Source organism: Pseudoalteromonas sp. SANK 73390, assembly GCF_054966645.1.
Window position 1 is genome coordinate 25,464 of sequence record NZ_ARPN01000075.1, and the last position, 11,821, is coordinate 37,284.

General features: G+C 39.8%; 10 protein-coding genes and 1 pseudogene. 9 read left to right on the forward strand and 2 right to left on the reverse strand.

Annotated features, from left to right (window positions below; translation table 11 throughout):
• Positions 1-10: 10 nt before the first annotated feature.
• From dinG to SANK73390_RS09920, 8 genes are all read left to right on the forward strand, one after another.
• Positions 11-2,083 (forward strand): ATP-dependent DNA helicase DinG, encoded by a 2,073-nt coding sequence (dinG, locus tag SANK73390_RS09885; protein WP_462765863.1) that lies wholly within the window; start codon positions 11-13, stop codon positions 2,081-2,083.
• A complete protein-coding gene (locus tag SANK73390_RS09890) occupies positions 2,084-2,863 on the forward strand; it encodes a TSUP family transporter (RefSeq protein WP_462765865.1) in 780 nt (259 codons plus the stop codon). It abuts the gene before it with no gap.
• On the forward strand, positions 2,860-3,459 hold the full coding sequence (locus SANK73390_RS09895; protein WP_261595374.1) for a primosomal replication protein: 600 nt from the start codon (positions 2,860-2,862) through the stop codon (positions 3,457-3,459). The genes SANK73390_RS09890 and SANK73390_RS09895 overlap by 4 nt, the downstream gene beginning before the upstream one ends.
• Positions 3,460-3,766: 307 nt before the next feature.
• Complete coding sequence (locus SANK73390_RS09900) at positions 3,767-4,039, forward strand: late competence development ComFB family protein (RefSeq protein ID WP_261595375.1); 273 nt, start codon at positions 3,767-3,769, stop codon at positions 4,037-4,039.
• Positions 4,036-4,197 carry a DUF2496 domain-containing protein gene (locus SANK73390_RS09905; RefSeq protein WP_462765868.1) on the forward strand — a complete coding sequence of 54 codons (162 nt, stop codon included), beginning with the start codon at positions 4,036-4,038 and terminating at the stop codon, positions 4,195-4,197. Before SANK73390_RS09900 ends, SANK73390_RS09905 begins: the two co-directional genes overlap by 4 nt.
• A gap of 62 nt (positions 4,198-4,259) precedes the next feature.
• A complete protein-coding gene (locus tag SANK73390_RS09910; RefSeq protein WP_462765870.1) occupies positions 4,260-5,054 on the forward strand; it encodes an NPP1 family protein in 795 nt (264 codons plus the stop codon).
• A gap of 279 nt (positions 5,055-5,333) precedes the next feature.
• Positions 5,334-8,456, forward strand: a complete 3,123-nt coding sequence (locus tag SANK73390_RS09915; protein WP_462765872.1) for an efflux RND transporter permease subunit — start codon at positions 5,334-5,336, stop codon at positions 8,454-8,456.
• 10 nt (positions 8,457-8,466) lie between these two features.
• Positions 8,467-9,570, forward strand: a complete 1,104-nt coding sequence (locus SANK73390_RS09920; protein ID WP_462765874.1) for an efflux RND transporter periplasmic adaptor subunit — start codon at positions 8,467-8,469, stop codon at positions 9,568-9,570.
• Positions 9,571-9,707: 137 nt separating this feature from the next.
• Here the strand turns inward: SANK73390_RS09920 and SANK73390_RS09925 are convergent, their stop codons facing one another.
• Together SANK73390_RS09925 and SANK73390_RS09930 are read right to left on the reverse strand one after the other, a co-directional pair.
• The gene (locus SANK73390_RS09925; RefSeq protein ID WP_462765876.1) at positions 9,708-10,274 is read right to left on the reverse strand and encodes a hypothetical protein; all 567 of its coding nucleotides are present in this window, start codon (positions 10,272-10,274) and stop codon (positions 9,708-9,710) included.
• A gap of 39 nt (positions 10,275-10,313) precedes the next feature.
• Positions 10,314-10,445 carry a hypothetical protein gene (locus SANK73390_RS09930; RefSeq protein WP_462765878.1) on the reverse strand — a complete coding sequence of 44 codons (132 nt, stop codon included), beginning with the start codon at positions 10,443-10,445 and terminating at the stop codon, positions 10,314-10,316.
• 561 nt (positions 10,446-11,006) lie between these two features.
• On the opposite strand from SANK73390_RS09930, the pseudogene SANK73390_RS09935 reads away from it, so the two are divergent.
• Positions 11,007-11,738, forward strand: a pseudogene (locus SANK73390_RS09935) (IS630 family transposase); the annotation flags it as partial.
• Positions 11,739-11,821: the final 83 nt, after the last annotated feature.

The following is an 11,821-nucleotide window of genomic DNA, read 5'->3' on the forward strand; positions in this document are numbered from 1 at the left end:
GGCGATGCTAATGCTCTCAGACGCTCTCAAAAAGACAATCAGGAACACCCATCAAAACATTGCAGAGCAGCTAGATGGATACCGCCATCGCAGCAGTCAAAACTATCTGGTCGCGGAAATCGCTAAAACCCTAACGGGGGAATATCACAAAACACAACGCATTTGTGTAATTGAAGCGGGTACAGGTACCGGTAAATCTTTAGCTTACTGCTTAAGTGCCCTGCCGACCGCTTTGGCGAAAAAAAAGAAGCTGGTTATCTCAACCGCCACAGTTGCGCTGCAAGAGCAATTGATAAATAAAGAGTTACCTTTTTTTAGTGAGCACTGTGGATTCAACTTTAAATTTGATCTCGTCAAAGGGCGTCAACGATACGTTTGCGTGCACAAACTCAATGCAGCACTAGATGAAGAAACAATGCAAACGTCCATGATACCAACACTCTCTTCACCTCTATCAGATATGGAGCAAAAATGTTTAAGAGATTTACACAGCGCCTATCAAGCAAAACGCTGGCAAGGTGATAGAGACAGCTGGGCCGACACTATTCCTGACAAAGTATGGAATTTAATTGCGTGTGATAAACATGCCTGCCAACGGCAAATGAAGTCACATCATTTATGTCCATTCCACCTAGCAAGACAAAAAATGTCACAAATGGATGTATTAGTCATTAATCATGCTTTGTTGCTTGCTGATTTAGAGCTTGGCGGTGGAAAAATTCTTCCTGAACCAGATGAAACATTTTATGTTATTGATGAAGCGCATCACCTACCTCATATAACTCGGGATTTTTCGTCTGCAGCAGCAACCATCAAAGGCACAATAGACTGGTTAGACAAGTTACTTAAATTTAGTGGCAAAATGGCTGCTACTATTGTATCCCAAAAGGCTGTTGGACAAAATTTTAAGCTCAATGATGCCGCTAATGATGCCAGTAAGGATTTAAAAGCAGTTAGGGATATTCTTGATGCCGCTGACTTTAATTTTAACCAAGATGATACTTTTCGTTTTGAGCATGGTTTAGTGCCTGAGTCACTAACCGTAAAAGCCAAGGATATCAGTGATGCGACCTTGGACGTGTTACGCGCTTTAAATAAAATGCACGATGCACTGACGGTTGATGTCAGTGATGGCGATGTTAAAGCGTTTTTAGCCGACCCTTTGCTGGCCGAAAGTGGTTTATATATTAATCGACTAGAGCAGCTTAACAAGCTTTGGTACAGCTATGCGAGTAAAGGCGAACATACACCGCACGCACGATGGATAAAGCGCCTTGAATATAAACACCACCATGATCATTTATTATGTGACTGCCCGATAGAAGTCGGTTATTACCTCAAAGATAAATTGTGGCAAGAATGTGCTGGTGCAGTACTTTGCTCTGCTACCTTAAGCGCACTAGGTACCTTCGATCACTTTGCAAAAGAAAGTGGTTTAAACAACGAGCCGGGTGTTAAGTTTATCAAAGCAAGTTCGCCTTTTGATTATCCAGCTCAAGCCACATTGCACCTGCCTGTTACTGACACAGATCCCACAGATAAAGGCTTTAGCGACTTTGTAGCCAAAGCACTGCCAAAATACTTGCAAACTGACCAAGCAAATTTAGTTTTATTTGCGTCATATTGGCAAATGGACCATGTTGTTAAGCAACTGCGTAAAAGTAAACTACAAATATTAGTACAAGGCGAGCAATCTAGAGATAGCTTACTTACACAGCACAAAAAGAATATTGATACAGGCAAAGGCAGTATTTTATTTGGCACTCAAAGCCTCTCCGAAGGGCTTGACCTTCCTGGCAAATATCTTGAAAACCTTATTATTACAAAAATTCCTTTTGCGGTTCCCACCTCGCCAATTGAAGAAGCGCAAGCAGAGTTTGTACAAAGTAAAGGTGGCAACCCATTTTTATCAATTACTGTGCCTGATGCAGCCAAGAAATTAGTACAAAGCTGTGGTAGACTGCTGCGCAAAGAATCAGATCATGGCCGTATAACAATATTAGACCGACGATTAGTAACTAAACGTTACGGCAAAGCCATGCTTGATACACTGCCACCTTTTAAAAGACAAATAGACTATTAAATGTTTGAACTTGCGCTCGATCCAATGACATGGGGGTTACTATGCCTAGTAGCTCTTGCTGCTGGCTTTATTGATGCCGTTGCTGGAGGCGGTGGAATGTTAACAGTTCCCGCTTTATTAACGGCTGGATTGCCACCTCATGTAACATTAGGCACAAATAAACTTGCAGCTAGCTTTGGCTCTATCACAGCAAGTATTACCTATTATAGAAAGCAATTATTCAATCCCCGATTTTGGGCTGCATCCATATTTGCCACAGCACTTGGAGCAATTTTAGGCACGTTATTAGTCGACCATTTAAGTGTGGACCTTTTAAACAAACTACTTCCAGTCATTATTATATTTGTGGCGTGTTATAGCCTGTTTGGTAAGCTCAGTACAACAGAGGAGCATACCTTACCACTGGTCAATAAAGCCCTACGAGTCAAACAATGGATACAAGGTTTAACGCTTGGCTTTTTCGACGGTATGGCAGGTCCTGGCGCTGGGACTTTTTGGACTGCATCAAACAGTATGCTTTATAAAATGAGCCTATTAATCAATTGTGGCCTTGCACGTTCAATGAATTTTGTATCAAATTTTATTTCTCTAATTACCTTTGTTGCACTAGGCCATGTCAACTTTTTACTTGGTTTCTCTATGGGTGTATTCTTGATGTTTGGAGCATGGCTAGGTGCTCATTCTGCAATTAAATTTGGTAGTAAACTAATCAAACCATTATTCAATACCATTGTTATTATTTTAGCTGGCAAGCTCATTATAGAAGCGTATCTTGCATGAGTTCACCCCTTGATAGACTCAATCAACAAATAGTACGCCTTGCAGAGCAAGCGAAATCATTCGATAACGCAAAATGGTTTGACAAAAACCGCTATATTCAAGCACAACCAAGCCTTTTTGATCGAACTGTATTTGCGACCAAAAGTTTAATACTCAGCGATTACGTTGAGGAAATCAAGGCACAGATCAAGCACCTGCCTCCAATTGAAAAGCGTCACGCATATGGTTTTGCCATACAACGTGTAGCAACACAGGTAGAAGCAATTATAAGAGTACTCAAATCGACCCCCGTTTGGGCAAAAGAAAATAAAGCCCGCTTTAGTAAAAAAAATAAAGTCTATAAAAAAGCAGTGCAAAAAATAATGCAAAGCTCACATGAGCTTTATCAAGAGCTATCTCAAAACTATGAGTTTGAAAGACGCCTGTTAGAAATGGTTGAGTTGCGACGTACTAAGCTTGATAAAGCAAATAAAGAAGAAGCCTCAGCAATAAATCAACAAATTTTAGCGCTACATGCCCGTCTTGGCCGTTGCAGAAAAGCCATCTCAGCAACCGAAGCTAAAATACAGCAAGTTGAAAAACAACAAAATCGCTAACGGAACATCGCTTGCCTGTTTTTATTGTTGATAAAATAAGTACATCAGCATAGCTTTATTTTTTACAACGCTGGTACCAATATCTTTAATAATTTAATAAGGATAGATCAGGCGTTTTTAAGTGTGCCAATAGTTTGCTTAGTTTTTGTCAATAATATTGATATACATTTCCCTGCTCAGATGGGAGGTTATAAACGGCAACTTAACCCAACTCGTTGATGTACATAAGCAGATTTTTGTTGCTCTGCTCAATAACCCAGCTATTATGTTATAGTATTAAATGCATCTAAATCGGTGAGTAAACACTATGAGATTACATGACGACATACATAATTATTATGAAAAAATCGTGCTCGAAAAAATTCTAGAACATGGCTTAGATAAAAAATACAATGATGACACCATGGCAGACTTTTGCTGCACGGTACTCAACCAATTACCAGCGCGCTATATTCGCAATGATGTAGATATGGCCTTTTATTTACCGCAGCTTGAGCGTATGAAAATGGAAGAGCAAGTTGATATCGCGATTGAGTTTGCAATGGCTCAAGTTGCCAAAAAGAGAAACTCACAACAATGAACAAAACATTAGAACAAGCTCCTAAGCATGTTAAACTAGCTGTTGACCTTATAATGTTATTAGAGCAAAGCGATTTACCTGCTGAGGAAGTACTTGCCGCATTAAAAATTGTAGAACAAGATTTCACAAACAAATCAAAAGAAAATTTTAACATTTAATTCACGTTCATGTCATATTGGTAGTTCAGTTTAATTACCTTTCTATTTTAAGATTTACCATTATGACAAACAAAAACTATTCAAGTTCATACGCTACATTTACATCTCTATTTATGCTGTGTACTAGCAGCAATGTGTTGGCCAATGATTTTGTCGCGCTAGAGCGCGCGCTCCCACCTAGCTATATCATTAATGGCACTGAGCCCATATTTGATTTTGACGGCGATGGCTGTTTACCTAGTGCAGGGATTAGCAGGGCGGGACAGCAAAACTCAGGGCTAAAAACATCAGGGTCATTAGGTGGAAACTGCAGAGATAGCCAATTTTTAAATACTTCAAATACGGTTCATAGATATGCCTGCAAAGACACTGAAGATGGTCAGTATTGTGCACATTTTTACGCCCTGTACTTTAAAAAAGATCAAATATTTCCATATTTTGGAGGGGGGCATCGCCATGACTGGGAATACGCAGCTATTTGGACGATTGATGGCATTGTTACTCACGGTAGCTTCAGTGCCCATGGCGATTTGTATACAAAGCCCGCCCGTGAATTACCTTTTGAAAATGGCCACCTCAAGATTGTTTATCACAAGGATGGAATACTAACTCACGCGCTTAGATTTGCAAAATATCAAGAAGTCGCCGAGAACGACTATCACCGCTTCGTAACACCAAATATAATCAGCTGGTATGAAATGTCTGGTGATGGATTAAATAACCAAGCGCTGCGCGATAAGCTCAATCAATATAATTATGGTTCAGCCACTCTACCAGTAAAAGACAGCCGTTTTTTAAATAACGTCAACCGATTTAAACCGCCTGGCTACCCGATGTTTGAAGCTACTGATATCTAAACCTTAACATGCAGTTGAACTCTTATTTAACTGCATATTTAACACTGCCACTAAATAATCACAGTATGGCAAACTAGTAAAGATGCAAAAAGCTGTAAAATATGTATCAAAATTTATGTCAAATTATTCAAATTCGTTACAAATTATTACTGAGCCGTAACTTGCCGGAAAAATAAGGCTATTTGTCGCTATCTTCCAATATGGTATAAAAATTTGGCCTAGCGTATCATTTCGTTTTACTTGATACTGAGTGTGTTGAGATAAAATTCGGAAGTTGTCATGAATTTAACACGAAGTTCGCTCAAGAACCCTGCGAGTGTATTAGTTTTATTAGTTCTGATCATACTATTTGGTGTCATCAGCATATTTAAATTACCTATCCAATTAACTCCAGATATTGAACAGCCACAGATCTCAATATTTTCAGGGTGGCGTCAAGCCGCACCAGAAGAAATTGAGTCAATGATCATTGAGCCTTTAGAGAATGCAGTTAAAAACACACCCGGTGCTCTAGAAGTTAATACTCAAATAAATCAAGGTGGAGGCTCTATCACGCTCACCTTTGCTGTTGGCTCAGACATGCAACAAGCGATGCTTGATGTACTTACTAGCCTCAACCAAGCCCCTCCACTACCACTTGATGCGACAGATCCGATTGTGGTAGCAGGGGGTGGAGGCGGTCCAGGTTCAGGGGGGCCAACAGCAGCAAGCCTACTTGTTATGCCACTGAGTTATGAAGAAGATAACTTTGATATGGCTGTTTATCAAAAACAAATTGAAGACTTTATTGAACCTCGCTTAGCACGCATTCCTGGTGTTTCTCGAGTTAACTTAAACAGTCAACGGCAAAGGGAGCTACGCGTTACTTTTGACCCGCATAAAGCGGCATCTTATGGTATTAGCCTTGGTCAAATTCGTCGCACTATCTCTTCATCCAATGATGTTTCTGGTGGTATTGCCGATGTTGGAAGACGTCAATATACAGTGCGCTTTACAGGTAAATATGATGTGAGCAGCTTAACTCAAATGCGGGTAGGTTATTCGGGCGAACGACCTATTTATTTGGGTGATATAGCCACCGTTGCGGATACAGTCACAGACCGTCGAGCAATGACGCTAAGAAATGGAAAACCAGCTTATTACATTACAATTTCACGTAGTAATGATTCAAACACTGTCGCCGTTTTAGATGGTATAAACCAAGCGATTAAAGAACTTAACAACGGTATTTTAAAAGATACAGGGCTTGCTATTGAACTTAGCTACGATGCATCAGTGCATATTCGCAATGCATTACAACTTGTTAAAAGTAACCTCGGTTTAGGAGTCTTGATGGCCTGCGGTATTTTATGGCTTTTCTTTCGAGGGATGAGAGCAACTTTAGTCATTGCAGCAACCATTCCTATATCTTTAATGGTTGCATTTTTTGCTCTCAACTTGTTTGATAGAAGTCTAAATGTTGTATCTCTGGCTGGATTAGCATTCGCCGTCGGCTTGGTGTTAGATGCAGCTATTATAGTACAAGAAAATATTGCTCGACTAAAAAGTGATGGATTGGAAAATTCCAAAGCCGCACTTAAAGGTGCTACGCAAGTTGCTGGGGCTTTATTTGCCTCCACAGCTACAAGCGTCGCAATTTTCCTACCTATTATGTTTATGGCAGGCATCGAAGGACAATTATTTTCAGACTTAGCACTTACGCTTTCAATCGCTGTGATCGCATCACTAGTATGTGCTCTGACCATAATCCCCATTGCTAATAAATACTTACCAGAGAAGCAGCAGACTATAGACCCTTACCAAAGCTACTGGATAAAGCTCACGAGCTTTATTATGACACTCACTAATAGCCGCAAGAAGCAAATTGCTTGGGTTACAGCATTACTCGGTAGTTCAATCATGATCACATTAACTCTGTTGCCTAAAACTGACTTTATGCCAAGAGCACCAACAGACGGTTTCTTTTATAGCTTAAATACACCTCCAGGTGGCAATATTAGCTTTATGGAGGAAGAAATAGCTAAACGTGTAAAACAAAGAGTTATGCCATATTACCAAGGTGAAAAAATGCCAAAGGTAAAAGATTTTAACTTTTATGTTTTCGGTGCCAACGCAGGCGGCTTCATCTACTCGGATGATCCACAAAGAGTCGAAGAGCTTATGAAAGTAGCTCGTGAAGAAATCTTTCATGACTTACCTGATACACAAGTATTTTTATTTAGAGGCTCAATGATCCAAGTATCTAATGGTGGAGATGGGCGAGCTATTAATATTGACCTAACAGGCCCTGATATGGATGACTTAATCGCTGGAGCAAAGCTTGCTTTGGCAGAAGTTAAAGCTACTCTTCCTGAAGCCACCGCTCAACCTCAACCACGACTTGACATGGCAGAGCCAGAGTTGCGTTTAAACCCAGATGATAGACGTATTACGCAAGCTGGGCTTACGCGCAATGATGTTGCTCAAGCAGTACAAGCATTTACTGGCGGACTTTTTGTCAACGAATACTTCAATGGCAATGAACGAATGAATGTTATATTACGTTCGACCCCTTGGAATACGCCTGAACAGTTAAAAGCGCTCCCCGTAGTAACGCCAAGTGCAGGTATACAAACATTAGGAGAGCTAGCAACGGTTGAGCGTACGGTTGGTCCAACACAGTTACGCCGTGTTAACGGTAAACGTACCGTATCAGTGGTTGTGACGCCACCTGAAAGTATGAGCTTACAAGAAGCACAAACCTTACTCATGACTCAAGTAATGCCAAAAGTAAGAGCATCTCTACCAGCCAACACCAGTGCTATTTTAGCTGGCAACGCACAAAAAATGGACTCTGCAATCGAAGAAATGACTACGAACTTTGCACTTGCATTGTTTATTTTATTCTTACTTATGACCGCTTTATTTAAATCCGCTAAAGATAGCTTGTTAGTGCTCCTAGTAATGCCACTTGCATTAGCCGGAGGTGTGCTCGCTTTATATATATTAAACCTCTTTACTTTCCAATCGTTAGACTTATTAACGATGATCGGTTTTATTATTTTGTTAGGTCTGGTTGTAAATAATGCAATACTGCTTGTTGACCAAACAAGAACTTCAGAACGCCAAGGGCTTACCAGAGAGCTCGCTGTCAATCAAGCCGTACTTATAAGAGCGCGCCCTGTTTATTTGAGTACTTTAACCAGCCTATTTGGCATGCTACCTCTTATGCTAATGCCGGGAGTTGGCTCTGAAATATACAGAGGGCTCGCAACAGTAATTGTTGGCGGTATGACTGTAAGTGCAATTTTCACTCTTGTACTCATGCCAAGCTTATTACAGCTGGGGCGAAAAACACCACCTAAAGTAAACAACAAAATAGACTTAAAGCAATCTCCGCTCAACTTGGTCGCCAATCAATAGAGAGTTCATCATGTCATTTAAAACACAGCATCACTTTTATAAACTAAGCCTTGGAGCAATAATATTCTGTGTCGGCACGGCTTTAAGCGCAACAGCTAACGCGAAGTCACCTGTAGAAGTAGAGGCTATATCAAAAGCCCCTCTTACAAGTTCTTTAACTATCCATGGAACACTCTATGGGAAACAAGACGTTAAACTTACAGCAGGTGTTGGTGGGTTACTTACATTTGTTGCAGAACCTGGCTCTAATGTGCAAAAGGGCGACGTACTAGCACGAATAGATACACTCCCTCTAGAACTTGAATATGCTAGACAAAAAGAAATGCTAAATAGAGCTCAGATTAACTTACAATTTCAAAAGCAAGAGCTAAGGCGCTTAACTCAACTTGCTAAAACAAGTAGCGCAGCTGCAAGCCAAGTAGACCGTGTTCAACAACAGCATGATCTTGCTGCATCAGATATAGAGCTTGCTAAAATTGAGATAAGTGTCATTGCAGATAAGATCAATAGGGCTACCCTGAAAGCACCATTTGCAGGCGTTATTAGTGAGCGATATCGCAAATCTGGCAGAGACGTTAATCGAGCTGATGAGCTACTAAGCCTAATTGATATAAACAACCTTGAAGCCAGACTATATGTACCTGTTAAGTACCTAAACTATGTAAAAAAAGGAATGATACTTGCTATTCATACTGGAGATTTAGATGTCTTGACTAAGACGGATACGACAATCACTGCAGTTATACCTACAACAGATCCCCGCTCTCAATCTTTCGAAGTACGCGCGACTTTGCCAACAGAGAGACAAACTAAATGGGCAGCAGGCCAACTGGTAGATGTAAAAGTACCATTAAATAGCTCTGAACCACAGTTATTAGTCAACAGAGATGCCTTAATCTTACGTAAGCAAGGCGTGCATATAGTAAGAATAAACAAAAATAATAAAGCTGAAAAAATTCCAGTAGAAGTCGGTAAAGGACAAGGGGAATATGTGATTGTAACCGCAATCAGTGAAGGTTCATTAGCCGAAGGCGATACTATTGCTGTTAGAGGAGCGGAGCGACTTACAACCGGACAAGAGGTTGAAGTACAAAACGCAGGTAACGCTTCCTAGATAGAAAACAATTCCAATTAAGTTACTAGCCCAATGAGCTGGTTCACTTCGGTGAACCCCGCTCATTTTTTACACTAAAAACGTAATGAGAGGCTATCTGATCTTGTAAATACCCTATATCAAACTTTTTATATTAGCTAATCATGTACTTTATTATTGCCGCTAGATTTCTTAGTAAAAAGCAATGTTAAACGGTAAAAAGGGTAATAAGCCATTAGTACACATAAAAATATGTTCGTTAGCGCTACCACCTGACCATAAACACCTCTAAGTATATCTGTGTCAAACACAACCCGATCTACGTATCGGCACAAGTTCAGCACAACAGTCATAGCACAAATATAAAAGCCATATGTTGTAATTCTTGCAAATTCACAACGCTTATAGTTATGCCATTGGATAACAGCAACCATAAACAACCCTTCATGAATACAGAAAAAGATATAATAAATTTGCCGTTTTGCTTGAACACCTAGTTCTGCAGCTACTATTTCATCAGATATAAAACGTCCAACAAGCTGAAACACTACAGATGTAAATACATACATAAATAAAGAGTGTTCAAATTGGACATGTTTATCATTTATCGGCTTAGCCACAAACAGTGACTTGACAGTATCCTTTGTAAATACAAACAAAATAAGTAGTAAGCAGACCTTTATAGCGATCAAGGTCCACCCAATATTAATTAAAATAGTACTCATCTCAAAAGCTCCCTTTTCTATTGTTACTAGTTACCAAAGTCAGCCAAGTACAGCACCGCATTGCTTATTTTTAGGAGGCTCGATCCCATCCCCACTTCCACCACCACCACCAAATATATGTTTCAATAAGTGAACTGGAATTTGCTTATCATTCATTTTTTCGTAACTCATTTAATCTACTCCTTTACATAAGAGATCTCAACAAAACCGAGAACCCCAAACAATTAACTATGCTACCTAGTTAGAGCATTTTTTGGATAAGCATTATTAATAAAGTTAGTACTTGGGTACACAGTTTGCAAGATATAAGGAACTCAACAATTACACGGAATACACTTGAAAATTTATGAATATATTCATATTTAGAATAAATTAAATAGTAGTAGCATTGCAACTTTTAGATCTATAACATTCACTTAATTATCAATTTAAGCCAAAAACAAGCTAAAAAGTAAACTAAGTTGCTTCACTTTAGTGATCATCCCCTATAAATCTATTGCAAAAAACAGCACTGAGTCATGATTAAAAGTAAGCCACTTAAATCTATCATAATAAGAATTAAATTCTTATGCCCCAAGGGTGATTCATTATTTACAGCTATCAATAACTTCAATAATGAAGACTTAATATGCAGACATATCCGTTACACTGTACAAAATAGCTGATATGGTAGCTAGGTGTTGCCTAATGCCATATATAGACTCTCCCCCATTACAAACAGCTCTGCGCACGAGCATAGAACGTCAAGGCGGGCGTCTTACCGGCGAAGACATTGTTCGACTGAATTTGGTGTTCATTATCACTTAAATCATGTCTATAAAATACTAAAGCAGCTTGGCTTTAGTTGGCTCACAAATCGCTCGAAACACCCAAAACAATCATTACAAAGCCAAGAAGCTTTTAAAAAACTTCCAACTGGAAACGATCCTTCACACACCGGGACACCTTCCTCTTGAACGTATCGACGTATGGTTTCAGGATGAAGCACGGTTTGGTCAGCAAAATCCAACTACGCGCATTTGGACTGAAACAGGCACTCGACCACGGGTTATAAAACAACAGCAGTTTGAGTATGGGTATTTATTTGGTGCAGTTTGCCCTGCCACAGGTCAAACAGAAGCGTTAGTAAGTCCATTCGTAAACAAAGAAGCGATGAGTCAGATATCACAAGCTACGCCAGTTGGAAGGCACGCTGTTGTGATAACCGATGGTGCAGGCTGGCACACATATGATACTGCGGCAGAATTTAACAACCTCACGCTAATAAAGCTTCCTCCTTATTCACCAGAGCTAAATCCAATAGAACAAGTATGGAGCTGGATACGACAACATTGTTTATCCAATAGAGTGTTTTCGGGGTATGAAGAAATTGTAGATGAAGTTTCAAAGGCATGGGATCACTTTATTTCAATACCGGATCGAGTGACGAAGATGTGTAGTCGAGAATGGATAAAGTTGATTTAATTTTTATGCGGATTGGTATTATAGTGCAAATGTCTAATGACAAAGCGCGCAGCGCTTACATTCCATTTGCGCAAGGTGCAATG